Raw genomic sequence first — 23795 nt, 5'->3', positions numbered from 1 at the left:
CCCCGTCATCCGCACTGCGTTACGCCCCCCGCCGCGCAGCGACAAGAACCCGCCGAGAAGAAAATTCCACGCAAAAACAACGTGATCGCTTTTCTTGCAGTTGGGTTGTGAGCCGTTCAGGATTCGAGGCCTAAACCTGAATTCATCGAAATCACAGCCGAACAGGAGTTGAGCTGATGAACACCATTATCAAGAGGTCCGCCCTGGCCGTCGCCGCTGCTGGCATGGCCGTTACCGCTCTCCCCGCCTCCGCGGTCGAGTTCACGCCTTCGGGCTATGGCGCCGCGCCGACCGAGGAAACCTGGCAGCAGAACCGCCGCTACGATCGTTACGACCGCTATGATCGCTACGACCGCGACGGCCGTTACGACCGGGACGGCCGCTACGACCGCGATGGCCGCTATGACCGCGACGGCTATTATGGCCGCAGCTCTTATGCCGAGCCGATCCGCCGCAACACACGCACCTGGCGCGGTAACGACGGCCGCTACTACTGCCAGAAGAAGGACGGCACCACCGGCCTCATCATCGGCGCCGCCGCCGGTGCGATCATCGGCCGCGAAGTCGACAGCCGCGGCGACCGGACCCTCGGCACCGTGATCGGCGCCGCTGCCGGCGCGCTTCTGGGCAAGAAGGTCGCTCAGGGCACCAGCTGCCGCTGAGCCCGACAGCTTCGGCCGCGCTTTTCCCCCTTTGGGCGCGGCCGAAGTAGCGGCTCGTTAGCCATAACAGGCCGCACGAGGCGCCCGGCGGAGTTCCGCCGGGCGCCTTTTCCTTTGCGATCGGGATCACGCGATCTGACCCGTTTCGGCACGGCCCCGTGATTTAACCCTGTTCGGCAACCCAATTCCCCTGCGAGGCGCTATGCAGCGGCAACGAAGCCGGAAAACGGGGAAGCCTGACATGGTGCGCAAGTCGATACTCCTGCTGTCGCCGCTCCTGCTGCTGGCCGGGTGCGGCCGCGACGAGCAAGAACCCGCCGCAGTGGCCGAAGACGATCCGGCGATGGGCGACGCGCTGGGCGAGCAGATCATGATCGATCCGGATCTCGTCGGCCAGAACCGCGCCGGCAACGCGGCTTCGGTAGGCTCCGAGAACGGCTCGCTTCCGACCATGGACCGTTCGCCCCAGGCGCTCGCCGCCGCCCGTGCCGATGCGCTGAAGTTCGTCGGCGGGCCCGGCGCCATGCGCAAGGCACCGCGCGCCCGGGAGGTTTCGGGCGCCCTGCCGGCCCATTCTGCGCTGACCGTCGCCGCGCGCGCGGCCGCCTCGCCCGGCAACAAGGGCGATTGCGCGGCGCGGGCGCGCTACACCGCCGAATGGGCGGCGAAGCTGCCCGCGGCCTTCCCGGTCTACCCGCGCGGCGCGGTGCAGGAAGCCGCCGGCACGGACGAGGGCGATTGCGCCTTGCGGGTGGTCAACTTCACCACCCCGGTCCCGCTGCCGGAAATCATCGACTTCTACTACACGCGGGCCAGCACCGCCGGCTTCTCCGCCCAGCACGTGCTCGACGGCGAGGACAATGTGCTCGGCGGCACCAAAGGATCGCAAAGCTTCATCGTCTACGCCCGCCGCCTGCCCGGCGGCGGCACCTCGGTCGACCTCGTCACCCACGGGGGGTGATCCGAGCCAGACGCCGTTCGTGGTAAGGACGAACGGGAAGGCAGTCTGAGACGGTGCGTTTCCATTCGGCATCCATGGCTCCGCCTGGCTCGGCACCGGCAGAGGGCACGACCGCGCCGCCGCATGCCACTGCATGCTCCACGCAGGAGGCGAAATGGACCCTGAAACAAGTTCAGGGTGACGAGTAGGGGCCGGAGCTGAAGACTCACGAACGCCAGTAGACTCACGACCGCCAGTCACAACTTCGTCATGCTGAACTCGGTTCAGCATCCATGGCTCCGCCTGGCTCGGCGGAGGGCATGACCGCGCCGCCGCATGCGACTGCATGCTCCACGCACGAGGCGAAATGGACCCTGAAACAAGTTCAGGGTGACGAGTAGGGGCCGGAGCTGAAGACTCACCAACGCCAGTAGACTCACGACCGCCAGTCACAACATCGTCATGCTGACTTGGTTCAGCATCCATGGCTCCGCCTGGCTCGGCGTTCTCGCAGGCGCACAACTGCGCCGCCGCACCCCAATGCGATACCCGTTCTAGCGCCCCGATGGATCCTGAAACAAGTTCAGGGTGACGAGTACAGGGGGCAGCCAGCCGAGGCTCAGACCTTGAAGCCGACGCCGACGCTGGCGCGCGGTTGCTCCATCTCGGTGCTGGCGACGGGATAGGCGCAGTAGTCGGCGGCGTAGAAGGCGGCCGGGCGGTGGTTGCCGGAAAGTCCGACGCCGCCGAACGGCGCGGCCGAGCTGGCGCCGTTGGTCGGGCGGTTCCAGTTGACGATCCCGGCGCGGATGTTGGCCCAGAAGCGGTTGTATTCCTGCGAGTTGCCGCCGATCAGCGATGCGGCGAGGCCGAAGCGGGTGTTGTTGGCCTCGGCGATCGCCTCGTCGAACTCCTCCACCCTGATCACCTGCAGCAGCGGTCCGAACAGCTCCACGTCAGGCCGTTCGGCCATCGCCGTGGTGTCGATCAGGCCGGGGGTGACGAACGGCAGGTCGCCAAGGGGCCGGCGCATGTGGCTGATCGCCTTGCCGCCGTTGGACAGCAGGTAGAGGAAGCTTTCGGTCAGCTGGTCGGCGGCGCGGCCGTCGATCACCGGACCCATGAACGGGGCGGGATCGTCGAACGGCGCGCCGACGATGATCCGGTCGGTTAGCCGCTTCACCTCCTCGACCACCTGGTCGTAGAAGCCGGCCTTGACGATCAGCCGCCGCGCCGCCGTGCAGCGCTGGCCGGCCGTGGTGAAGGCCGATTGCACGATCAGCACCGCCGCGTCGTGGATCTTCGGGGTGTCCCAAACCACGATCGGGTTGTTGCCGCCCATCTCCAGCGCCACGATCTTGCCCGGCTCTGCCGCCAGCTTGCGGTTGATGGCGATGCCGGCTTGGGCGGAGCCGGTGAACAGCACCCCGTCGACGCCGGGATGGGCAACCAGCGCCTTGCCTTCGTCCGGTCCGCCGATCAGCACCTGGACCACGTCTTCGCCAATCCCCGCGCGGCCGAACAGCGACACCAGGAACGCGCCGACCGCCGGAGTCTTCTCGCTGGGCTTGAGGATCACCGCATTGCCCGCGATCAGCGCGGGGACGATGTGGCCGTTGGGCAGGTGGGCGGGGAAGTTGTAGGGCCCCAGCACCGCCATCACGCCATGCGGCTTGTGGCGCAGCGCCGCAGTGCCCTGCAGCGCGCTGTCGAGCTTCCGCTGCCCTGTCCGCTCGGCGTAGGCGCGGACCGAGATCTCGACTTTGGCGATCACGGCTTCGACTTCGGTGCGCGATTCCCACAGCGGCTTGCCGGTCTCGCGCGCGATCAGCTCGGCGAAAGCATCCTGCTCCTTGCGCACTTCGTTGGCGAAGCGGCGGACGAGTTCGATGCGGGTGGCCAGGGGCAGGGCGGCCCAGGCCGGCCAGGCACGGCGCGCGCGCTCCACCGCGGCGTCCACGTCGCCGACTTCGCCGCGCCAGAGCTCGGCGCCCGTGGCCGGCTCGAACGAGATGATGGTGTTTTCGCTCAAGGTTCGGGGAATTCCGATGGTTTCAAGGGAGACTTCCTTGCCTGATAGCGGCTGGCGGTCAACCAAGCCACCCCGTCAGGCAACTGCATCCGCAGCCAGGTGCCCGGCCGGCACGGGCGGTTCGCCGAGCGCCTCGCCCATGCGGCGGAGCGCCGCGACCTTGTCCTCCAGCGGCTGCCAGTCGTCGCGCTCGGCGATGGCCGACCAGATCGCTTCGACTTCGTCGATCAGCATGGCCTGGGGTGCGGGATCGAACCAGTAAGGGTGATCGTCCGCCACCGGTTTGTACCCGCCGAACGCTTCGGCCAGCGCGCCCTGCACATCCCGCCCGCCGCGGTGGCGGAAGAAGAACTCGTCCGGCCCGATCTCGCCTTCGCGCATGGTCTTCTCGGCGGCGGCGATCAGGGCGCTGTCCGCTTCGCTGCCCTGGCTGCCCACGCCGAGGCGCCAGCAGAAGCGGCGCCGCATCGCCTCCGTGTAGCATTCGCCGAAGCGGTTGAATGCCGCCACCAGCGGTTCGGCCTCGCAGATCCGCCGCAAGGCCATCGCCAGTTGCCCGAGGTTCCAGTGGATCGCCTCCGGCTGTCGGCCGAAGGCATAAAGGCCCGAATGATCGAAATAGGCCGCCGTGAACCCCGGCTCCCACCGCGGAAGCCAGCGCCAGGGGCCGTAGTCGAAGCTTTCCCCGGTCACGTTCATGTTGTCGGTGTTGAGCACGCCGTGGACGAAGCCCGCCGCCATGTAGCTCGCGGCCAGGTCGGCGAGGCGCTCGACCGCCTGGTGCATCAGGATCGCCGCCGGCTGCTCCCGGCCGGGAGCGTCCTCGGGCGGCAGGGGACCTGGGAACTGCGCCAGGCAGTAATCGACCAGCGCGTGCAGGTGATCGTCCTCTTCGTAGGCTGCGAGCCGCTGAAAGGTGCCTATGCGGATGTGCGAGTGGCTGAGCCGGACGAGCACGGCCGAGCGGGTCGGGGAAGGCTCGTCCCCCCGCTGAAGCTCCTCTCCGGTTTCGATGACCGAGAAGGTCTTGGAGGTATAGACGCCGAGCGCCTCGAGCATCTCCGTAGCCAGGATCTCCCGCACCGCGCCTTTCAGCGTTAGGCGCCCGTCGGCCGTTCGGCTGTACGGCGTCAGGCCGCTGCCCTTCGTGCCGAGGTCGAGCAGGCGGCCGGGGCCGTCACGCAGCTGTGCGAAGGTGAACCCGCGCCCGTCGCCGATCTCCGGGTTGTACACCCGGAACTGGTGCCCGTGATAGCGCAGCGCCAGGGGCCGGGGCAGGTTGTCCGGCAGGGGCGCGAACTTGCCGAAGTGGGCGATCCACTGCTCGTCGGACAGGCTGCCGAGCCCGACGGCCTTGTCCCAGCGGCTGTTGCGGAAGCGCAGCCGATGGTCGGGAAAGTCGGCCGGATCGACGGCATCTCCGAGCCAATCGGCGAGAGCTCCGATCTGCGGATCGGGGCGATAGGGGGCAGCTTGCGGTTCGGCGCGCATCTGGCATTAGTGGGCATCGGACCGGCCCGGCGCAAGGCGCGGGCCAAACTGAGGGGCGCATACCAGCATGGCCGCACCGGCCTTTTCCGAAGGCGAGTGGGAGAGCGAGGACGGTCTCACGCTCCACTACCGCGACTATCCCGCCGCTGCCGGAAGGCAGGATAGGCCGCCATTGCTGTGCCTGCATGGGCTGACCCGCAACGCGCGTGACTTCGAGGCGCTGGCCGAGGCGTTCGCCGGCGAATGGCGGATGATCGTGCCGGAGATGCGCGGCCGCGGGCAGAGCGAATATGCGCGCGATGCGGCCAGCTACCGGCTCGATACATACGTGGCCGACGTGCTGGGGCTGCTGCGCCAGCTCGATTGCGGCCCGGTCGTGGCCATCGGCACTTCGATGGGCGGGCTGATCGCGGTGACCCTGGCCGCCACACAGGCCTGGCCGCTCGCCGGAGTGGTGCTCAACGACATCGGCCCGCAGATCGAGCCGGCGGGCGTGGCCCGGATCCGCGAATACGTGGGGCAGGGCGGCAGCTTCGAAACTTGGATGCACGCCGCGCGTGCCCTGCGGGAGATGGCGGGCGCCGCGCACCCCGACTACCAGATTTCCGAATGGCTGGACTTCGCCAAACGCGCGATGGTCGTCGGCGGCAACGGCCGCATCGTGTTCGACTATGACATGAAGATCGCAGAGCCGCTCAATGCCGTGCCGGAGGTCCCGCCGGCCGACTTGTGGCCCGCCTTCCGCGCGCTCGGCGGGATGCCGTCGCTGGTCCTGCGGGGCGAACTGTCGGACTTGCTGTCCGCCGACACCGTGCGCCGGATGCAGGCCGAAGTGCCCGGGCTTAGCGCGGCCACCGTCGCCCGCGTCGGACACGCGCCGACGCTCGGCGAACCCGAAGCACGGCGCGCGATCGCGCAACTCCTGGCGGAGGTCGCATGAGCCGCAAACCGAACCAGGTGCCGCGTATCCTGCACCTTCATTCCACGTTCGATCCGGGCGGGAAGGAAGTTCGCTGCGTCCGCCTGATCAACGCCTTCGGGGCGGGGACCGAGCACGCGATCGTCTCGGGCGATCCGGACCGCCGCGGGGCGGCCGCTCTGCTCGATCCGAAGCGCAAGGTCGCCTGGCCGAAGTTCCCCTCGCTCAAGGGCAAGCCGCTGCCGGGCAGGCTCAAGAGCATCGCCGCCGCGATGGCCGGTTATGACCTGATCTGCACCTACAACTGGGGCGCCATGGACGCGGTGATGGCGCATACCCTGTTCGCCGACGTCTACCGCCTGCCGCCGCTGGTCCATCACGAAGACGGCTTCAACGAAGACGAAGCCTTGCGCCTGAAGGCGGGGCGCAACTTCTACCGCCGCATCGCGCTCGGCCGCACGTCCGCGCTGGTCGTGCCCTCGCGCCTGCTCCAGCGCATCGCGCTGGAGGCGTGGCAGCAGCCCCACACCCGCGTGCGGCGGATCCCCAACGGCGTGGATACGCGCGCCTATGCGAAGAAGCCGCGGGCCGACGCCTTGCCGAGCCTGGTCAAGCGTAAGGGCGAGAAGTGGGTCGGCACGCTGGCCGGGCTGCGCAAGGTCAAGGACCTGCCCCGGCTGGTCCGGGCATTCTCCCGCCTGCCGGAGGATTGGCATCTGGTGATCGCCGGCGAAGGGCCGGAGCGGGCGGCGATCGTCGCGGAGGCCGAGCGGCTGCGCATCGAGCACCGCGTGCACCTGCCGGGCTTCGTGGCCCGGCCGCAGGATCTGGTGGGCCTGTTCGACATCTTCGCCTTGTCCTCCACCAGCGAGCAGTTCCCGATCTCGGTGATCGAGGCCATGGCGGCTGGGGTGCCGATCGTCTCACCGGCGGTCGGCGACGTGGCGGCCATGGTCGCCGAGGAGAACCGCGAGTTCGTCGCGCCCGGCAGCGACGAACGGGACCTCGGCGCCGCGCTGGAGCGGCTCGCCGGCGACGCCGCGCTGCGCGAGCGCGTGGGCGCCGCGAACCGCACACTGGCGCGCAAGGAGTATGACGAGACGACGATGATCGAGCGCTACAAGGCGCTCTATTGGGGCCTGATGGGGCGCAAGGCGCCTTAAGTAGCCGTTCACCTCGCGGGGGACACAGGCCAATCGGTAATTGCCAGCACAGAGTACGGACCCTAAACAGCCGCCGCACTTCCAACAACAGCCTTTCGAGAAAGCCGCAGTGGCCCTTCCAACGACAACCGATCAGAACCGCGCCGACAAGCTCGCCTCCCGCAAGGTGGCCGAGCAGGACATGCTGCTGCGCGAGGTGGACGAAGCCGTCCGCCAGGATCGGGCGGCGCATATCGCCCAGACTTACGGGAAGCTGATCATCGGCGGGCTCATCCTGCTGCTGGCGGCGTTCGGTGCCTGGCTGTGGTGGGACGCGAGCCAGGAAGGAAAGCTGGAGACGGGATCGGAAGAGCTCGTCACCGCGCTCGACCAGCTCGAGGCCGGCAACCGCGACACCGCCGACAAGGAACTCGCGGCGATCGCCGAGGACGGCGCCCCCGCAGCGGCGGCCGGCGCAGCCATGCTGCGCGCCGGGATCCTGATCGAGCAGGGCAAAGCAGCCGACGGGGCGAAGATGCTGTTCGCCGTGGCCGACGACGACGATGCTCCTGCCGCCTACCGCGAACTGGCTGCGATCCGCGCCGTGGCCGCCACGTTCGACAGCATGGAGCCGCAGCAGGTGATCGACCGGCTGAAGCCGCTCGCCACGCCGGGCACGCCCTGGTTCGGCAGCGCCGGCGAGCTGCTGGCGATGGCCTATCTCAAGCAGGGCAAGAACGACCTCGCCGGCCCGCTGTTCGCCTCGATCGCCAAGGACGAGGACGTGCCGCAGACCTTGCGTTCGCGCACGCGGCAGATGGCCGGCATGCTCGGCTACGACGCGGTGGTCGATATCGACCAGGCAATCGCGGAAACCGCTGGCGGCGAAGCCGCCGCGCAATGATGGATGAACAGATGAGCGGTACTGCCTTTCCGAACCTCCTGCGCCGCGCCGCGCTCGTCTGCGCCTCATCGGCGCTGCTCGCCGGTTGCGGCATTCTCGGCGGGAGCGACAAGCCCAAGACGCCGACCGTCGGCAACCGCACGCCGATCCTGTCGAACATCGCCACCGAAGTCTCGGCCGATCCGTCGCTCGCCGGCGTCGCCGTCGTGCTGCCGCCTCCGCAGGTGAACGCCGAATGGGCCCAGGCCGGCGGCAATGCGTCCAAGAGCGCCGGGCACGCAGCGCTGAGCGCCGCCCCCGTGCGCGCCTGGACCGCTTCGATCCAGGGCACCAGCAAGCGGGAACGCCTCGCGGCGGCGCCGGTGATCGGCAACGGCATGCTCTACGCGGTCGACACCAATGGCAGCGTGAACGCATTCGACGCCGCTACCGGCGCGAAGCGGTGGGCTTATCAGCTCGCGCTCGAGAAGGATCTGCGCGCTTCCAGCTTCGGCGGCGGGGCAAGCTACTTCGAAGGGAAAGTCTACGCCACCAGCGGCTCCGGCGACGTCGTCGCGCTGGATGCCAACACCGGTGCGGAGCTGTGGCGCGTGAAGCCCTCCGGCCCGCTGCGCGGCGCGCCGACGGTCGCTTTCAACGCGGTCTACGCGATGACGATGGACAACCAGATTTTCGCGCTCGACCTCACGGACGGGCGGATCATCTGGCAGGACGCCGCCGGGTCCGGCGAGGCCGGGGTGTTCGGCGTCGCCACGCCGGCCGCCGGGCAGGGCACGGTGATCGCGGGATACTCGTCGGGCGAACTGGTCGCCTATCGCTACGAGAACGGCCGCGTGCTGTGGTCGGACGCCTTGGCGCGGACTTCGATCTCCACTTCGGTGAGCACGCTGACCGACGTCGACGCCGATCCGATCATCGACGGCGGCCGGGTCTACGCGCTCGGTCAGGGCGGCCGCATGGCGGCCTACGAACTCGTCACCGGGCAGCGCATCTGGGAACTGACGCTAGCCGGCATCTCCACCCCTGCGGTGGCCGGCGAGTGGATCTTCACCCTGACCGACGACGCCCGCATCCTGGCGATCGCCCGCTCGACCGGGCGCGTCCGCTGGGTCACCCAGCTCGAACGCTACCGCAACGAAGAGAAGCGCTCCGACCCGGTGTTTTGGACGGGCCCGGTGCTCGCCGGCAACAAGCTGTGGATCGCTAACTCGCGCGGCAGGGTCCTTTCGGTGGACGTGACCAGCGGCGCGGCGAGCGAGCTGACCCAGCTCTCCTCCGGCGTTTCGCTCCCGCCGATCGCCGCCAACCAGACGCTCTACATCCTGTCCGACGACGGCAAGATCACGGCGTTCCGGTAAGGTTCGGACCTGAACGGGTGGAGCGTGCCAGTCGTGGTTCGACAGGCTCACCACGAACGGAGGTGGGCGCTAGGGATCAGGCGACACGAATTTGGTAGAGCCACCCCCGATCCGTTCGTCCTGAGCTTGTCGAAGGATGAACGGGCACGGCGGTTTGCGGGCTACGCCTCCCGTTACCCGCCCTTTAACCCTTTTCGCCTAACGCGGGCCCGATGAGCGCGCCTTTCTCCCGCCCGGGCAGCCCGCCCGCCAGCGACGTTTCGCCGTGGGTCGGCCTGGTCGGCCTCGCCGCGCTGCTCGGCTGGATCGCGGTTTGCCGCAGCTGGCCGGAGCTTTCCGAGGGGCTCGACCTGGCGGGCCCGCGTGCGCGGCTGTCCGGGCCGCATTCGGCGCTCATGGCGATGATCCTCACCGGCCTGGCGATGGCGTCGTGGTCGGTGTTGGTGGAGAAAGTGCACCGCAGTCCCAGCACCGGGATCGACTGGAGCCGCAAGCGCCCGCTCGCCGCGGCGCTGCCGGAATCGCTGACGAAGCTGGCCGGTCTGTGGGCGACCTGGGCGATCATCGGTTTCCTCTACTGCCTCGGCCGCTGGTACTGGGACGGGCAGTACCTCTTCGCGATGAACGTAATCGGCTGGGCCGCCGTGCCGCTGTTCGTGCTGTCGGTGCCCTATGTCCTGTGGCTGGACCGCGTGCTGGTGGAGCCGCGCGACCACGCCTGGCACTTCGGTGCGATGCTGCTCGGCCGCGAGGGCTGGGACGGTGAGGAGGTGAAGAAGCATTGGCGCGCGTGGCTGATCAAGGGCTTCTTCGGCGCGTTCATGATCTCCGCGCTCCCGGCGGGCTTTGCAGCCGTCGTGGAAGCGGACTGGAGCGCGATCGCGCAGGATCCGGTGCGGGTCGGCGTGGGCTTGTTCGAACTTCTGTTCGTGATCGACGTGCAGATCGGCACCGTCGGCTACCTTCTCACGCTGCGCCCGCTCGACGCTCATATCCGCAGCGGCAATCCGTTCCTAGGCGGCTGGGTGGCGGCGCTGATCTGCTACCCGCCGTTCGTCTACGCCTTCATGGGGCAGGGCGGGGTGATCCAATACGAGTACGCCACGGCCGGCTGGGGCCACTGGTTCGCGGGGCATGAGGTGCTGCTGTGGATCTGGGCCGCCTGGCTGGTGTTCCTCACCGCCGTCTACGCCTGGGCCACGGTCGCGTTCGGCATCCGCTTCTCCAACCTCACCTACCGCGGCGTCCTGACGAACGGGCCGTACCGCTTCACGCGGCACCCGGCGTACTTGTCCAAGAACCTGTTCTGGTGGTGCTCCGTCCTGCCCTTCATGGTCACCAGCGGCTCGATGGTGGACATGGTACGCAATACGACGTTCCTCGCCTGCGTCAGCGCGATCTACTACTGGCGCGCCAGGACGGAGGAAACGCACCTGCTGGGCGAGGACGCGAAGTACCGCGAATACCACGCCTGGATGCAGCGGCACGGCGCGATCACGGCGCCGCTCGCCCGCCTGCTCTCCCGCGCCCGCCCGCGCTGCGTGGCGGTGCAGCCGGCGGAGTAGCTCAGAAGCTTTCTTCGTAGACCCGGGTGATGTCGCCGCCCCACTGGCCGTGGAACTTGTCCAGCAGGCGCTGGGCGGGGACTTTGCCGCTTTCGACGATCTCCTCGAGCGGTTCGAGGAAGCCGGTCTCGTTGTCGCCGGCCTCGTTCAGCCGCGCCCGCGCCGAAAGGCCGCCGCGCGCGATCGGCAGCGCCACGCGGGCGAGGTCGCGCAGGGTCCCTCCGCCGGGGATCGGCGCGTCGAGCGCCAGCTTCGGCACGGCGTCGCGCAGCGCCTCGCGCTCTTCCATCGACCAGTCCTTGACCAGGTCCCATGCGGCATCGAGCGCGGTCTGGTCGTAAAGCAGCCCGACCCAGAGCGCCGGGAGGGCGCAGATGCGGTTCCAGGGGCCGCCGTCGGCCCCACGCATCTCCAGGAAACTCTTCAGCCGGACTTCGGGGAAGGCGGTCGAGAGGTGGTCGATCCAGTCGCTCTCGGTCGGCAGCTCGCCGGGGAGGGCAGGGAGTTCGCCGCGCATGAAATCGCGGAAGCTCTGCCCGGCGGCATCGATGTACCGCCCTTCGCGGAAGACGAAATACATCGGCACGTCGAGCATGTAGTCGACATAGCGCTCGTACCCGAACCCGTCCTCGAACACGAACGGCAGCATGCCGGTACGATGCGGATCGGTATCGGACCAGATGTGGCTGCGGTAGGAAAGGAAGCCGTTCGGCTTGCCTTCGGTGAACGGCGAGTTGGCGAACAGCGCCGTCGCCAGCGGCTGGAGAGCCAAGCCGACGCGGAACTTCTTCGCCATGTTCGCTTCGGAACAGTAATCGAGGTTCACCTGGATCGTGCAGGTGCGCAGCATCATGTCGAGCCCGAGCGAGCCCACCCGCGGCATGTGCCGCAGCATGATCTCGTAGCGGCCCTTCGGCATGATCGGCAGCACGTCGCGGGTCTTGTCCGGCCACATGCCCAGGCCGAGGAAGCCGACGCCGCACTTCTCGCCGACGGCTTTGACCTGCTGCAGGTGCCGGCCGGTTTCCGCGCAGGTGCCGTGCAGGTCCAAGAGAGGCGCGCCGGAGAGTTCGAGTTGTCCGGCAGGCTCCAGGCTTACCGTTCCGTCGGCGCCCGCCATCGCGATGACTTTGCCGTTCTCCTCGACCGGCTGCCAGCCGAACTCCTGCATTTGCAACAGGATATCGCGGATACCGCCGTCTTCGTCGTAAGACGGGGCGCGGTGGTCTTCGGTCTTGAAGACGAGCTTTTCGTGCTCGGTGCCGATGCGCCAGTCGGCCGGCGGCTTCGCGCCCCCTTCCAATGGGGCGATGAGCTGCGCACGGCTTTCGATCCGCGGCTCTTCCCCCGTCGACGCCTTGCGCGTGCTCATGATTGCGCCGTTAGTGCGGGATGCGGCGACGCGCCAGCCTTAATTGCGCCAGTCCCCGGAACTGGACATCCACAACGCGCAGCCGGCGATCGCGGCGGTTTCGCCGCGCAGGATCCGTGGTCCGAGGGTGATTGCGCGGGCGACCGGGTGGGCGCGGATCGCCGCGCGTTCGGCATCGTCGAATCCGCCTTCGGGGCCGACCAGCAGCGCCGCCGGCCCGGCATGCGCGGCGAACGCCTCGGCCGCCGGAGCGCCGCCGAGCTCGTCCGCGAAGAACAGCACGCGGCCTTCGGGCCAGTCTGCCAGCAGCGTGTCGAGCTTCACCGGTGCAGCCAGTTCCGGCAGCGCGGTGCGCGCGCATTGCTCGGCCGCCTCGGTCACCACCGCGCGCGCCCGCTCCAGATTGAGCTTGTCGGCCACGCAGCGCCGGGTGACCAGCGGGCGAATGCTACGCACCCCCAGTTCGGTGGCCTTCTCCAGCACCAGATCGAAGCGGTCCTTCTTCAGCAGCGCCGGGCAAAGCCAGAAGTCCGGCACCTCCTCTCGCTCCCGCAGCTTCTCGGCTGGCTCGAGCACGACCTCGCGCTTGCCGGCGGAAACGACCCGCGCCGCCCATTCCCCGGTCATGTCGTCGCAGAGCACCACCGCGTCGCCTTCCGCGACGCGCATGACTTTCGCCAGATAGTGCGCCTGGTTGCCCTCGACGCTCACAGCGGCGCCCTGGGTCAACGATCCGGGCACGAACAGCCGCGGGGCGCTGCGTGGCGGCCAAGCGGGAGTGGCGGGCATCTGTTCTCCAATCGTCGTCGTCACCCCCGCGCACGCGGGGATCGCTGGCCTCATCGATCCGACCTAGCGGCCAGCGATCCCGGATCAAGTCCGGGATGACGAAATGGCGCCGGGCCGCTAGGCATGCGCCATGATCGCAACCGACATCACCCCCGACAGCGAGCACCGCGGGCTCGTCGGCCGCTTGCCGCAGCCGTTGCGGGATTACGCGCTGCTCGCCCGGTTCGACCGCCCGATCGGCTGGTGGCTGCTGTTCTGGCCTTGCGCCTGGGGCCTCTGGCTCGCCGGTGCGGGGCCGCAGTGGGAGCTGTTCGCCTGGCTGCTGCTCGGCGCCATCGCCATGCGCGGGGCGGGCTGCGTGTACAACGATATCGTCGACGCCGATCTCGACAGGCGCGTGGCGCGCACCGCGGCCCGTCCGGTCGCCAGCGGCCGGGTCAGCGCAAAGGCCTCCTGGATCTGGCTGCTGGTGCTGTGCGCCGTGGGCCTTGTCGTGCTGCTGCAACTGCGCTGGCAAGCGCAGCTCGTGTCTATCGCCAGCCTCGTGCTGGTGGCGATCTATCCCTTCATGAAGCGGGTCACCTGGTGGCCGCAGCTCTGGCTGGGCCTGGTCTTCACCTGGGGCGCGCTGGTCGGCTGGACGGCGCTGCGGCTCGATCACCTGGAGGTCATGCTTGCGCTCTACGGCGGCGCGATCTTCTGGTGCATCGGCTACGACACGATCTACGCGCTGCAGGACCGGGAGGACGATGCACTGGTCGGCATCCGCTCCAGCGCGCTCCGCCTCGGGGACAGCGTCAAGGCGGGGGTGACTGCCTTCTACGCCCTTGCACTCGCGCTGTGGGGCCTGGCGTTCTGGCTGCTGCGGGAGGACTGGCTGGCGCTTATCGCTCTTCTCCCGGCCGCCGCGCATCTCGCGTGGCAGGCGCTCACGCTCGATCCCGGCGATCCCGACAACCCGCTGCAGCGCTTCCGCTCGAACCGCTACCTCGGGCTGCTGGTGGCGGCGGGCTGCTTCGTCGTGGGCAACGCCTGACTTGCGTCAGGCATAGCTCACGATCTCGAACTCGAGCCCGTCCCAGTCGAAGAAATAGAACCGCCGCCCCGGCGAGTAGTCCGCGTGGTTGAAGGTCTCCAGCCCGGCCTCGAGAACGATCTTCTCGGCTGCATCGAGATCGTCGACCAGCAGGCCCAGATGGTTGAGCGGCACGCTCCTGCCGAAGGGCTCGTACGGCTGGCGATCGGTATAGAGCGCGAGATAGGTTCTTTCGTCGCCGACATGGATCGTCTCCCCGCCGTTCTTCGCTTCGCCGCGCCATCGTTCGTGCCAGCCGAGCAGCTTCTGGAACAGGGCGGAGGAGCGTTCGATGTCGCTCACCGTAAGGTTGGCATGTTCTAGCGTACCTCGGGTCATGATGTCCCTTTCGTTCATTCTCGGTTCCACGACGGCACGCGACCTGTCCCGTTCGGGAGCGGGGCGAATCATCGTGCTTGCTCATCATGCGACCTCAAGGTAACTTGAGATCAAGGACGATCTGGCGCGGGTGGGGACGATGGCGACGATCACCAAGGACGACGTGATATCGATCGGGACGCTTGCAGCCCGAACCGGCGTGGCCGTTTCGGCGGTCCGCTTCTACGAGGAAAAGGGGCTGATCCACTCGGTCCGCACCAGCGGCAACCAGCGCCGCTTCCTGCGATCGGACATTCGCCGGGTCAGCTTCATCCTCATTGCCCAGCGGCTCGGCCTGGCGCTCTCGGAGATCGAGCGGGAGCTTGCCACTTTGCCCGAAGGGCGCACCCCCACGGTGCGGGACTGGCAGCGGATCAGCCATTCGATGCGTGAGCAGATCGACCAGAAGATCAACCTGATGACCCGCACTCGCGCCAAGCTGGACGAGTGCATCGGCTGCGGCTGCCTGAGCCTGCACAAGTGCCAGCTCTACAACCGCGACGATCGGATGGGCGCGGCCGGGGCGACCGGCCCGCGTCTGGTGCTGGATTAGCTGGACCGCAAGAAGCCGCGTGCCCTAACGGCCGGCGCACCAATCGGGAGCAGACCTCGCAATGAAACCCATGGAGTTGCTCGGCGTAGCGCGTGCGCCGGATGGCGAGGAGCTGAAGCTGTTCCGGCGCGGGGACGATTTCATGATCGTGCTCGACCGCAACGAGCTGATGAACAGCCGCATGAGCGGATCGGAAGAGGCGCTCGCGGCGATGACTTGCGAGCGGCTGCAGGGCCGCGCGGCGCCGCATCTGCTAATCGGCGGATACGGGATGGGCTTTACCTTGCGGGCCGCTCTCGGGGCGCTCGGCGCGGATGGGCGGGTGACGGTCGCCGAGCTCGTGCCGGAGATTCTCGCCTGGGCCAGGGAGCCGATGGAGCGGCTGACCGCGGGTTGCCTCGATGATCCCCGTGTCGAAGTGGTCGAAAGCGACGTCGTGGCGGTGATCGCCAAGACGCGCGGCAAGTACGATGCCATCCTGCTCGACGTCGACAACGGCCCGGACGGGCTGGTGCGCCAGGCCAATGACCGGCTGTACTCGATGGCCGGCCTCGCCGCCGCCAAGGTGGCGCTGCGGCCCGGCGGCGTTCTGGCAGTCTGGTCCGCCGGACCGGACCCGGTGTTCGCCAAGCGGCTGCACAAGGCCGGGTTCACGGTCGACGAGGTGAGGGTGCGGGCCCGCAGCAACGGCAAGGGCGCGAAGCACGTGATCTGGTTCGCCGTTCCAGCATGATCATACGACCAGCCGGACCCGGCGACGCGGAGGCGATCCTCCGCATCGTCATGCCGGTGATCCGGGAAGGGCGCACTTATGCGCTGGACGGCGACATGAGCGAAGCCGATGCGCTGGCCTACTGGACGTCCGCCGAGAAGGAGACCTTCGTCGCCGAGCACGACGGCGCGGTGGTGGGCACTTACTACATGCGGGCGAACCAGGCCGGGGGCGGAGCGCACGTCTGCAACTGCGGCTACATGACCGGCGAAGCCGCCCGCGGGCGGGGCGTGGCGCGCCGGATGGCCGAGCATTCGCTGGTCCATGCGCGGGAGCGGGGATTTCGGGCGATGCAGTTCAACTTCGTGGTCGGCACGAACGAGCGGGCCGTGAGGTTGTGGTCCTCGCTCGGCTTCGGCATCGTCGGCCGCCTGCCCGGCGCGTTCCGGCTTCCCGAAGGCGAGTATGTCGATGCACTGGTGATGTACCTGGAGCTCTGACTGAACAACGGTTCAGGAACCCGATCCTGCTTGCGTCGTTCGCCTGGGGATAGCTCACGGTCGAGGCTCCTGTCCGGAGGGGGCTGCCGTCTGGCATCGAGGAGAGTGGCATGACTGTCCAAAGATTTGCGATGATCTGGGGTATCCTGTTCCTCCTGATCGGTATTGGCGGCTTCCTGTTTGTTGAGCCGCACACCCATCCCGACGTGACGATGGAGGCCGGCCTCGGCCTCGAACTCGGCCTGTTCCCGGTGAACCTGCTGCACAACCTCGTGCACATTGCTTTCGGCCTCTGGGGCCTGCTCGCCGCCCGCAGCCTCGGTGCCGCCCGCGGCTATGCCAAGGCGACCGCGATCATCTACTCGCTGTTCGTGATCATGGGCCTGATCCCGGCCGCGCGCCTGTGGACCACCTTCGGGCTGGTCCCGCTCTACGGCCACGACATCTGGCTCCACGTGATCCTCGCCGCCGGCGCCGCCTACTTCGGCTTCATCAAGCGCGAAGGCGACGTCCGCCGCTGAGGCTGATGCGAACCAGTCCCCCCCTGTAAGGGGAGGGGGACCGCCCGCGAAGCGGGTGGTGGAGGGGTGTCGCCGCTAGCGGGTACACCCCTCCGTCAGCCCTGCGGGCTGCCACCTCCCCTTGCAGGGGAGGATCTTTTCAACCCTGCATCACTCGGCGGCCAGCAGTTCCTCCGCGCCGCCGAGATCGACGCTGACCAGGCGGCTGACGCCTTTCTCGACCATCGTCACGCCGAACAGGCGGTGCATCCGGCTCATCGTCACGGCGTTGTGGGTGACGATCAGGTAGCGGGTCTGGGTTTCCTTCACCATCGCGTCGAGCAGGTCGCAGAAGCGGTCGATATTGGCGTCGTCGAGCGGCGCGTCGACTTCGTCGAGCACGCAGATCGGTGCGGGGTTGGTGAGGAACAAGGCGAAGATCAGCGCGATCGCCGTCAGCGCCTGCTCCCCGCCCGATAGCAAGGTGAGCGACTGGAGCCGCTTGCCGGGCGGCTGGGCGAAAATCTCCAGACCCGCGTCGAGCGGATCGTCGCTGTCGACCAGCGCGAGGTGCGCCTGCCCGCCTTCGAACAGGCGGGTGAACAGACGGCGGAAGTGGCCGTCGACTGCCTCGAACGCGGCGCGCAGGCGCTCGCGCCCTTCGCGGTTGAGGCTGCCGATGGAGCCGCGCAGGCGGTGCACGGCCTCGGCCAGTTCGGCCTGTTCGGCGGCGCTGGAGCCGTGCTCTTCCTCCAGCTTGGCGAGCTCGTCGGCTGCGACGAGGTTGACCGGGCCGATCCGCTCGCGGCTGGCGACCAGGCGGTCCATTTCCTCGCTCTCGGCGGCCGAGTCCTTCACCGCCTCGCCGTCGAACTCGAAACGGCCGGTGAGCAGCGGGGGCGGGCACTGGAAGCGCTCGCCCGATAGGCGGGCCATCTCCTCGCGCCGCTGCTCCTCGTTCTCCGCGCGCGCGGCGGCGCCGGCGCGGTTCTCGCGGGCGGAGGACAGCGCCTCGTTGGCATCGGCGAGCGCCTTGTCGGCGGCTTTGGCCTCTTCGGTGATGGAAGCGACCGCCGCTTCGGCTTTCGCCAGCTCTTCGGTCAGCCGGGCGCGCACGGCATCGCCTTGCTCGATCTCGCGCATCAGCCCCTCGGGCTTGGCGGCGGTGATCGCGCGCTCGGTGGCGATCTCTTCGAAGCGGCGCTCCATGTCGGCCAGGCGGCGGGCGGCATCGCCGGCGCGCATTTCCCAGCCCTTGATGTCTGCGCGCTGCGTTCCGGTTCGCTCCCGCGCTACCGCGAGCGCCTGGTCGTGCGCGGCGAGGGCGCCGAGCGCGGCCTGCAGCGCCGTGCGCGCCGCCTCGTGCCGGGCCTGGGCCGCGCTGAGCGAAGCGCGCCCGCTTTCCGGGTCGGGCAGGGCGGTGCGCTTCTTCTCCGCGGCCTTGAGCTCGGTTTCCGCCTGCGCCCGCTGCTCGGAGAGGTCCTTCGTGGCCGCGTCGATCTGCTCGATCCGCGCCGCCATCCGCTCCCGCGCGGCTTCGGCCTGGTCGAGCGAGCGCAGCGCCTGGCGCTCTGCTTCCGATGCTTGCGTGACGTCCCGCTCGGCGGCGACCAGCCCGCGCTGCAGTTCGCCGAGCGCCGACTGGATCTCGTCGTGCGCCTTCTGGGCCTGCTCGGCGGCAGCCCTCAGAGCGGGAAGCTCCTGCTCAAGATCCGCAAGGCGGTTCTCCGCCTCCAGCCGCGCCGCTTCCGCCGCGCCTTCGCCGCGCGCGATGAACCCGTCCCACCGGCGCAGCGCCCCGGCCTTGGTGACCAGCCACTCGCCCGGCTTGAGCGCGCGCCCGTCCTCGCTGTCCACAACGTGCACCAGCGCCAGCCGCGCAGCCAGCTCGGGCGGGCAGGAAGGCACGTGATTGGCAAGGCTGTCCGGGACCCTGGTCGGGGCTTCGGAACCTGTCCAGAACCGCCCCTCGGAGGGCGCCTCGGGCGAGCCCAGCGGGGCCTTGGCATCACGCCCCAGCACCGCCGCCAGCGCCCGCTCGTAGCCACGCTCCGCCTTTACCCGGTCGAGCGCCGCCGGCAGGCCATGCCGGTTGCTCGCCTGCTTGGCCCGGGCCTCGCGGTCCCGGACGAGCGCGTTGTACTCCCGCTCTACGCCCGCCAGTTCGGCCCGCGCGCCGGACAGCGCGCTCGAGATCTCGTCCCGCTTCTCGGCCAGCGTCTCCTTGCGCGCCTGCATCGCCTCGAGATCGGCGCGCAAGTGCGTCACTCTGGCCGCCGCCGCCTCCGCCGCATGCTTGGCTTCGAGAACCGCCGCAGCGGGATCGCCTTGCTGCGTCAGCGCCGCGCGCGCTTCCTCCTGCCGCCGCACTTCGCCGGCCAGCCGGTCGAGCCGCGACTGCACCTGCGCGACTGCCGCCTCGGCCACACGCCACTCGGCCTCGACGCCCGCGTGGTCGGCGGTCGCCTTCGCCAGCGCCAGCTCGGCCGCCCGCGCGGCTCGCTCCGCATCCTCGGCCTTCGCGGCGAACTCGGGCCGCCGCGCTTCGTCGGCGGCTAGCGCCTTCTCCCCCGCCTCCAGCTCGGCCTGGAGCCGCTTGAGCGCCCCGGCGGCGTCGGTGGTCATCCGGTCGGCCTCGCCGCGGTCGGCCTCGAGCTGCGCCGTCTGCCGGTCGAGATCGGCGAGCCTCTGCTCGGCCGCCTCGAGCTGGCTGGTAAGCGCCGCCATGCGGTGGCCGTGTGCGCTGGCGTCGTCGCGCCGGTCGGCCAGGACGTCGCGTGCTTCGGTAAGCTTCGCCGCGAGAGCATGCTGCGCCTTCTGCGCCGAGTCCGCCGCCTGCTTGGCGGCGTCGACCTTCGCGTTGGCGCCCTTGGCCTGTTCCCGCGCCACGTCGGCCGCGGCGGCGGCATCGCGCCAGCGGGCGAACAGCAGCCGCGCTTCGGCGACGCGGATCTGGGCGCTGAGCGCCTTGTACCGCTCCGCCTGCTTGGCCTGGCGGCGAAGGGAGGAAATCTGGCTGTCGAGCCCGGCCATCAGGTCCTCGAGCCGGGCGAGGTTGGCCTCGGTCTGGCGCAGCTTGCCTTCGGCGTCGCGCCGGCGGACGTGGAGGCCGGCAATGCCCGCCGCCTCTTCCAGCATCATCCGCCGCTCGGCCGGCTTGGCGGCGATCACCGCGGCGATCTTGCCCTGGCTGACGAGGGCCGGCGAGTGCGCCCCCGTGGCCGCATCGGCGAACACCAGCGCCACGTCCTTGGCGCGCACGTCCCGTCCGTTGACCCGGTATGCGCTGCCGGCCCCGCGCTCGATCCGGCGGGTCACCTGCAGCTCCTCGCCATCGGCACCGACCGCATCGAGCACGACTTCGGCGAAAGACCGCGGCGGGCGCTGCGCGGTCCCGGCGAAGATCACGTCCTCCATCCCGCCGGACCGCAGGGACTTGGGCGAGTTTTCGCCCATCACCCAGCGGATCGCTTCCAGCAGGTTGGACTTGCCGCAGCCGTTCGGCCCGACGACGCCGGTCAGCCCCGGCTCGATGCGCAGTTCGGCGGGCTCGACGAAGCTCTTGAAGCCCGCAAGCTTGAGCTTCCTGAAGAGCATCGCGCCGGGTTCCCCTCCGCCCGGCGCCCTAGCGAGCGCCGGCGTTCTGCAGGATCGGCTCGATTTCCGCCCAGTTGCTTCCTTCGAGCTTGCTGCCATTGAGGAAGAAGGTTGGCGTGCCGGTCACTTCCAGTTCCTCCGACTGGGCCTGCGAACGCTGCAGGATCGCCTCGCCCTTGGCCGGATCGGCCAGGCACTGCATCGCCTGGTCGCGGCTGATCCCGCGCGCTGCGAAGAAGTCCAGCAAGCCGGCGGCATCGGCGATCTTCTGGAAGCGGGTGGCGTCCTGCGCCTGCATGGCCTGGTTCAGCGCCGCTTCGTTCTGCTGGGCGGTGTTCATCACCTGGTCGAGGTTGGCCCAGACCTGGTTGGCCAGCGGGTGGAACGTCTCGGGCGCGCCGCAACGCATCAGCATCGCCAGCGTCAGGTCGAGCGCGTTGTGGACCTGGTTGCGGATCTCGTAGCTGACCACGCCCTTCGCGACGTACTCGTCCAGCTCGGCGACCGCCGAGGTCGAGAACGCGGCGCAGGCCGGGCAGGTGTGGCTGGCGTATTCGACCAGCTTGAGCGGCGCGTCCGGGTTGCCGATCCGGTATCCGTCTTCCGGGGTGACGGCGGCGGTCTCGACCCAGCTCGTGCCGGCGGGGGCGGGGACGGCGGCGATCGGCTCGCCCTTCGGCGCGCCTTCGGTGGCCTGCTCGTCGGAGCCGCAGGCGGCGAGGGCGAGCGCCAGCGGGGCGGCGACGGCGGTGAGAGCGATACGGCGAAGCGCGGTCATGGCAAAATCCTATCCGGCAAGAATTCCAGCGTGCAGGCTAGCCCAGCCCGGGCCCCCGTCAAACCACGGTAACCACCGCGGCCCTCCTTTTGCACAGGGTTATCCCATGTCGGCGCCCTACTTGTCCGCGGAGGCGAGCGCCTTCTGCAGGTCCGACCACTGGTGCACGCCTTCGAGCAGCTTGCCGTTGACGACGAAGCTGGGTGTCCCATTCACCTTGTACTGCGTCCTGTCGGCCTGGGCCTGGCCGACCAGAGCGTCGATCTTCGCCTGGTCGCCCAGGCAGCGATCGACTTGCGCACGGGTGTAGCCGCGGCGCTCCATCATCTCGTAAAAGCCGAGGTCGCTCGAGATCGCCCGCAGCCGTTCCGGCACGGTGCCGCTGGTCCAGCGCTGCTGCTGCGAACGGGCGGCGCCTTGGGCCTTGCTCAGCCACTGTTCCTGGCGGCTGAAGAACATCTCGTGATTGCCGAAGAACTTGGCCTTGTCGCCGCAGTTCGCCAGGACCACCGCGGTCAGGTCGATCGGATCGCGGATGAAGTGGCGGATCTCGACCGAGACTTTCCCCGGCTGCACCAGCGCCACTTTGATCGGCCCGTCGGCTTCCTTGAAGAACTTGCCGCAATGCGGGCAGGTGTAGCTGACGAACTCGATCAGCTTGGTCTTCGCCTGGGGATTGCCCAGCCGGTGCCCGCCGCTGGTGGCGGCTGTCGTGCCGAGCCAGTTCTGCGCCGTTACGGCGGTCAAGGGGATGGCCGCGAGCAGTGCGGCCAGGATCGCGAGCTTCTTCATCCCTGTTCGTCCTTCTTTCCGTTGCCCTGGGCTCCGAGGCTTCGGGCGAGCGATTCCAGCACGGTGCGCAGCTCCGGATCGCCGATGTCGCGGAGGCTTTCGCCGAGCTCGATCGGGATCGGCTTGAGCGACACCGGCGCCTTGGGGCGATCCTCGGTGCCGTCGGTGGCCCGGCGCGGCTTAACCGCGCCTTGCCGCAGCTTGACCCTGACCACGGCCTTGTAGCCAAAGAAGCGGTTCACCCGCTCGATGATCTCCGGGATCACGTGCTGGATCAGCGGCGCATGAGCCGGCAGCACGACCAGCTGCATGATCCCTTCGCTTTTCTCCCCCGGCGGGAAGCGGATCGATTCGGGCATGCAGACGCGCGCATGGCGCTCGCCGACGATCTCCGGCCAGCGGGTGACGACCGAGCTTTGCACGAAGCCGAACCGGCGGAACGCGGCGCGGCCGATCTGCGGCATAAGGTCGGCGATCGGCTTCGCCTGGCCGCCGCGCGGGCGCTCCCAGACTTTAGCCTTCGGCTGCTTTGCCTGGGCCTTCGCCTTCTTGCCTTCCGGCTTGTCTTCGTCCCGTTCCATGATCGCCCCCGCCATGCCATAGCCGCCGCATGACCGCCAGCCCGACGCCTCGCGAGACGATCCCCGGCAAGCTGCTGGAATGGTACGACGGGCATGCCCGCAAGCTGCCCTGGCGGGTGCCCCACGGGGGCGCGGTGGATCCGTACCGGATCTGGCTGTCGGAGGTGATGCTGCAGCAGACCACCACTGCTGCCGTCGCGCCATATTTCGCCGCCTTCACCGAACGCTGGCCGACCGTGGAGGCGCTCGCCGCCGCGCCGGAGGAGGAGGTCATGGCCGCCTGGGCCGGGCTCGGCTACTACTCGCGGGCGCGCAATCTCGTCGCCTGCGCGCGGGAAGTGGCTGCGTACGGCGGTTTTCCCGATACCGAGGAGGAACTGCGCAAGCTGCCCGGCCTCGGCGCCTACACCGCCGCAGCGGTCGCGGCGATCGCCTTCGGCCGGCGCGCGGTCGTGGTCGACGCCAATGTCGAGCGGGTCGTCGCCCGCCTCTTCGCCATCGAGGAGCCGTTGCCCGCCGCGCGCAAGGCGATCCGCGCGGCGGCGGAGCGGATCACGCCCGAACGTCGCGCCGGCGATTTCGCCCAGGCGATGATGGACCTCGGCTCAGGCATCTGCACTCCGCGGGGTCCCAAGTGCCTGCTGTGCCCCGTTTCGGCCGACTGCCGAGCCAGGGCGCAGGGCGATCCCGCGCGGCTCCCAGTGAAGGCGCCGAAGAAGGCTCGCCCCCAGCGCATCGGCACCGCCTTCTGGATCGAGCGCGAAGGCCAGGTCTGGCTGGTCACGCGGCCCGGCAAGGGCATGCTCGGCGGAATGCGCGCCTTGCCCGACGACGGCTGGAGCGTCCGCGCCGATGGATCGGGAGACGCGCCGCTGCCCGGCTCGTGGCGCTCCGGCGGCGTCGTGCGCCACGGCTTCACCCACTTCGACCTGGAGCTTGGCGTGGTCACATACGCCGGCAGCGCCTGGACCGAACTCGAAGGCGAGGGCGAGTGGTGGCCGGTCGATAACCTCGAAGGCGCCGGGCTCCCGACGCTGTTCGCGAAGGCGGCGCGAGTGGTGAGGGCCTAAAAATCCTCCCCGGGACGGGGAGGGGGACCGCGCGCAGCGCGGTGGAGGGGGCCCGCCACAGGCACCACGCACCAGGAGGCGGGCC

The 23795-nt window shown here is 69.1% G+C and carries 22 protein-coding genes; 13 read left to right on the top strand and 9 right to left on the bottom strand.

The genetic code is table 11. The features are described from left to right. Positions 1 to 176: 176 nt before the first annotated feature. Together GRI75_RS13450 and GRI75_RS13445 are read left to right on the top strand one after the other, a co-directional pair. Positions 177 to 662 (top strand): glycine zipper 2TM domain-containing protein, encoded by a 486-nt coding sequence (locus tag GRI75_RS13450; RefSeq protein WP_160747512.1) that lies wholly within the window; start codon positions 177 to 179, stop codon positions 660 to 662. Between the two features lie 241 nt (positions 663 to 903). After that, the gene (locus GRI75_RS13445) at positions 904 to 1623 is read left to right on the top strand and encodes a hypothetical protein (RefSeq protein ID WP_160747511.1); all 720 of its coding nucleotides are present in this window, start codon (positions 904 to 906) and stop codon (positions 1621 to 1623) included. Between the two features lie 598 nt (positions 1624 to 2221). Here the strand turns inward: GRI75_RS13445 and astD are convergent. Together astD and GRI75_RS13435 are read right to left on the bottom strand one after the other, a co-directional pair. After that, positions 2222 to 3634, bottom strand: coding sequence for a succinylglutamate-semialdehyde dehydrogenase (gene astD, locus GRI75_RS13440; RefSeq protein ID WP_160747510.1), 1413 nt, complete (start codon positions 3632 to 3634; stop codon positions 2222 to 2224). 75 nt (positions 3635 to 3709) lie between these two features. Beyond that, complete coding sequence (locus tag GRI75_RS13435) at positions 3710 to 5125, bottom strand: protein adenylyltransferase SelO family protein (RefSeq protein WP_160747509.1); 1416 nt, start codon at positions 5123 to 5125, stop codon at positions 3710 to 3712. Between the two features lie 67 nt (positions 5126 to 5192). Here GRI75_RS13435 and GRI75_RS13430 point away from each other — a divergent pair, with 67 nt between their 5' ends. From GRI75_RS13430 to GRI75_RS13410, 5 genes are all read left to right on the top strand, one after another. Beyond that, a complete protein-coding gene (locus GRI75_RS13430) occupies positions 5193 to 6065 on the top strand; it encodes an alpha/beta fold hydrolase (protein ID WP_160747508.1) in 873 nt (290 codons plus the stop codon). After that, complete coding sequence (locus GRI75_RS13425; protein ID WP_160747507.1) at positions 6062 to 7207, top strand: glycosyltransferase family 4 protein; 1146 nt, start codon at positions 6062 to 6064, stop codon at positions 7205 to 7207. Before GRI75_RS13430 ends, GRI75_RS13425 begins: the two co-directional genes overlap by 4 nt. A 109-nt stretch (positions 7208 to 7316) precedes the next feature. Then, positions 7317 to 8090 (top strand): tetratricopeptide repeat protein, encoded by a 774-nt coding sequence (locus GRI75_RS13420; RefSeq protein ID WP_328597990.1) that lies wholly within the window; start codon positions 7317 to 7319, stop codon positions 8088 to 8090. An 11-nt stretch (positions 8091 to 8101) separates the two neighbouring features. Next, positions 8102 to 9448: an outer membrane protein assembly factor BamB family protein gene (locus GRI75_RS13415; protein ID WP_160747506.1), complete on the top strand. Its 1347-nt coding sequence runs from the start codon at positions 8102 to 8104 to the stop codon at positions 9446 to 9448. Between the two features lie 212 nt (positions 9449 to 9660). Further along, the gene (locus GRI75_RS13410) at positions 9661 to 11013 is read left to right on the top strand and encodes a methyltransferase family protein (protein ID WP_160747505.1); all 1353 of its coding nucleotides are present in this window, start codon (positions 9661 to 9663) and stop codon (positions 11011 to 11013) included. 1 nt (position 11014) lies between these two features. Here GRI75_RS13410 and GRI75_RS13405 read toward each other — a convergent pair whose 3' ends face one another. Together GRI75_RS13405 and GRI75_RS13400 are read right to left on the bottom strand one after the other, a co-directional pair. Then, a complete protein-coding gene (locus GRI75_RS13405; protein WP_160747504.1) occupies positions 11015 to 12385 on the bottom strand; it encodes a glutamate--cysteine ligase in 1371 nt (456 codons plus the stop codon). A 39-nt stretch (positions 12386 to 12424) separates the two neighbouring features. Next, positions 12425 to 13174, bottom strand: a complete 750-nt coding sequence (locus GRI75_RS13400) for a 16S rRNA (uracil(1498)-N(3))-methyltransferase (RefSeq protein WP_160747503.1) — start codon at positions 13172 to 13174, stop codon at positions 12425 to 12427. 130 nt (positions 13175 to 13304) lie between these two features. Between GRI75_RS13400 and ubiA the strand changes: the two genes are divergently transcribed. Next, the gene (gene ubiA / locus GRI75_RS13395; RefSeq protein ID WP_160747502.1) at positions 13305 to 14210 is read left to right on the top strand and encodes a 4-hydroxybenzoate octaprenyltransferase; all 906 of its coding nucleotides are present in this window, start codon (positions 13305 to 13307) and stop codon (positions 14208 to 14210) included. Between the two features lie 6 nt (positions 14211 to 14216). Here the strand turns inward: ubiA and GRI75_RS13390 are convergent, their stop codons facing one another. Next, on the bottom strand, positions 14217 to 14588 hold the full coding sequence (locus tag GRI75_RS13390) for a VOC family protein (RefSeq protein WP_160747541.1): 372 nt from the start codon (positions 14586 to 14588) through the stop codon (positions 14217 to 14219). 139 nt (positions 14589 to 14727) lie between these two features. Between GRI75_RS13390 and soxR the strand changes: the two genes are divergently transcribed. The 4 genes from soxR to GRI75_RS13370 all read left to right on the top strand — a co-directional run bounded on the left by soxR (position 14728) and on the right by GRI75_RS13370 (position 16913). After that, positions 14728 to 15180, top strand: coding sequence for a redox-sensitive transcriptional activator SoxR (soxR, locus tag GRI75_RS13385; protein ID WP_160747501.1), 453 nt, complete (start codon positions 14728 to 14730; stop codon positions 15178 to 15180). Positions 15181 to 15241: 61 nt separating this feature from the next. Beyond that, positions 15242 to 15913, top strand: a complete 672-nt coding sequence (locus tag GRI75_RS13380) for a spermidine synthase (RefSeq protein WP_160747500.1) — start codon at positions 15242 to 15244, stop codon at positions 15911 to 15913. Continuing rightward, positions 15910 to 16392, top strand: coding sequence for a GNAT family N-acetyltransferase (locus tag GRI75_RS13375; protein ID WP_160747499.1), 483 nt, complete (start codon positions 15910 to 15912; stop codon positions 16390 to 16392). Before GRI75_RS13380 ends, GRI75_RS13375 begins: the two co-directional genes overlap by 4 nt. Positions 16393 to 16502: 110 nt before the next feature. Next, on the top strand, positions 16503 to 16913 hold the full coding sequence (locus tag GRI75_RS13370; protein WP_160747498.1) for a DUF4383 domain-containing protein: 411 nt from the start codon (positions 16503 to 16505) through the stop codon (positions 16911 to 16913). Positions 16914 to 17063: 150 nt separating this feature from the next. Here the strand turns inward: GRI75_RS13370 and smc are convergent, their stop codons facing one another. The 4 genes from smc to GRI75_RS13350 form a co-directional block, all read right to left on the bottom strand. After that, the gene (smc, locus tag GRI75_RS13365; protein WP_160747497.1) at positions 17064 to 20489 is read right to left on the bottom strand and encodes a chromosome segregation protein SMC; all 3426 of its coding nucleotides are present in this window, start codon (positions 20487 to 20489) and stop codon (positions 17064 to 17066) included. 28 nt (positions 20490 to 20517) lie between these two features. Beyond that, positions 20518 to 21267 (bottom strand): thioredoxin domain-containing protein, encoded by a 750-nt coding sequence (locus GRI75_RS13360; RefSeq protein ID WP_160747496.1) that lies wholly within the window; start codon positions 21265 to 21267, stop codon positions 20518 to 20520. Positions 21268 to 21384: 117 nt separating this feature from the next. Beyond that, positions 21385 to 22059, bottom strand: a complete 675-nt coding sequence (locus GRI75_RS13355; protein WP_160747495.1) for a thioredoxin domain-containing protein — start codon at positions 22057 to 22059, stop codon at positions 21385 to 21387. Next, entirely contained in the window at positions 22056 to 22640 is a 585-nt protein-coding gene (locus tag GRI75_RS13350) for a DUF721 domain-containing protein (protein WP_160747494.1), read from the bottom strand. The genes GRI75_RS13355 and GRI75_RS13350 overlap by 4 nt, the downstream gene beginning before the upstream one ends. A 29-nt stretch (positions 22641 to 22669) precedes the next feature. Between GRI75_RS13350 and GRI75_RS13345 the strand changes: the two genes are divergently transcribed. Next, on the top strand, positions 22670 to 23710 hold the full coding sequence (locus GRI75_RS13345) for an A/G-specific adenine glycosylase (protein WP_160747493.1): 1041 nt from the start codon (positions 22670 to 22672) through the stop codon (positions 23708 to 23710). Positions 23711 to 23795: the final 85 nt, after the last annotated feature.

This window comes from Croceibacterium soli (assembly GCF_009828065.1).
GTDB classification, from domain to species: domain Bacteria; phylum Pseudomonadota; class Alphaproteobacteria; order Sphingomonadales; family Sphingomonadaceae; genus Croceibacterium_B; species Croceibacterium_B soli.
The sequence above is the reverse complement of the archived record's forward strand: the minus strand, read 5'-3'. Positions and strand labels throughout refer to the sequence as shown.

What these genes read in the sequence shown, in the direction of transcription:
- GRI75_RS13430 (WP_160747508.1), top strand. Translation starts at nt 5,193, where the DNA reads ATGGCCGCACCGGCCTTTTCCGAAGGCGAGTGGGAGAGCGAGGACGGT.
- smc (WP_160747497.1), bottom strand. Translation starts at nt 20,489, where the DNA reads ATGCTCTTCAGGAAGCTCAAGCTTGCGGGCTTCAAGAGCTTCGTCGAG.
- GRI75_RS13360 (WP_160747496.1), bottom strand. Translation starts at nt 21,267, where the DNA reads ATGACCGCGCTTCGCCGTATCGCTCTCACCGCCGTCGCCGCCCCGCTG.
- GRI75_RS13405 (WP_160747504.1), bottom strand. Translation starts at nt 12,385, where the DNA reads ATGAGCACGCGCAAGGCGTCGACGGGGGAAGAGCCGCGGATCGAAAGC.
- GRI75_RS13380 (WP_160747500.1), top strand. Translation starts at nt 15,242, where the DNA reads ATGAAACCCATGGAGTTGCTCGGCGTAGCGCGTGCGCCGGATGGCGAG.
- GRI75_RS13355 (WP_160747495.1), bottom strand. Translation starts at nt 22,059, where the DNA reads ATGAAGAAGCTCGCGATCCTGGCCGCACTGCTCGCGGCCATCCCCTTG.
- GRI75_RS13425 (WP_160747507.1), top strand. Translation starts at nt 6,062, where the DNA reads ATGAGCCGCAAACCGAACCAGGTGCCGCGTATCCTGCACCTTCATTCC.
- ubiA (WP_160747502.1), top strand. Translation starts at nt 13,305, where the DNA reads ATGATCGCAACCGACATCACCCCCGACAGCGAGCACCGCGGGCTCGTC.
- GRI75_RS13390 (WP_160747541.1), bottom strand. Translation starts at nt 14,588, where the DNA reads ATGACCCGAGGTACGCTAGAACATGCCAACCTTACGGTGAGCGACATC.
- GRI75_RS13370 (WP_160747498.1), top strand. Translation starts at nt 16,503, where the DNA reads ATGACTGTCCAAAGATTTGCGATGATCTGGGGTATCCTGTTCCTCCTG.
- GRI75_RS13435 (WP_160747509.1), bottom strand. Translation starts at nt 5,125, where the DNA reads ATGCGCGCCGAACCGCAAGCTGCCCCCTATCGCCCCGATCCGCAGATC.
- GRI75_RS13345 (WP_160747493.1), top strand. Translation starts at nt 22,670, where the DNA reads ATGACCGCCAGCCCGACGCCTCGCGAGACGATCCCCGGCAAGCTGCTG.
- GRI75_RS13400 (WP_160747503.1), bottom strand. Translation starts at nt 13,174, where the DNA reads ATGCCCGCCACTCCCGCTTGGCCGCCACGCAGCGCCCCGCGGCTGTTC.
- GRI75_RS13450 (WP_160747512.1), top strand. Translation starts at nt 177, where the DNA reads ATGAACACCATTATCAAGAGGTCCGCCCTGGCCGTCGCCGCTGCTGGC.
- GRI75_RS13350 (WP_160747494.1), bottom strand. Translation starts at nt 22,640, where the DNA reads ATGGAACGGGACGAAGACAAGCCGGAAGGCAAGAAGGCGAAGGCCCAG.
- soxR (WP_160747501.1), top strand. Translation starts at nt 14,728, where the DNA reads ATGGCGACGATCACCAAGGACGACGTGATATCGATCGGGACGCTTGCA.
- GRI75_RS13375 (WP_160747499.1), top strand. Translation starts at nt 15,910, where the DNA reads ATGATCATACGACCAGCCGGACCCGGCGACGCGGAGGCGATCCTCCGC.
- GRI75_RS13415 (WP_160747506.1), top strand. Translation starts at nt 8,102, where the DNA reads ATGAGCGGTACTGCCTTTCCGAACCTCCTGCGCCGCGCCGCGCTCGTC.
- GRI75_RS13445 (WP_160747511.1), top strand. Translation starts at nt 904, where the DNA reads ATGGTGCGCAAGTCGATACTCCTGCTGTCGCCGCTCCTGCTGCTGGCC.
- GRI75_RS13410 (WP_160747505.1), top strand. Translation starts at nt 9,661, where the DNA reads ATGAGCGCGCCTTTCTCCCGCCCGGGCAGCCCGCCCGCCAGCGACGTT.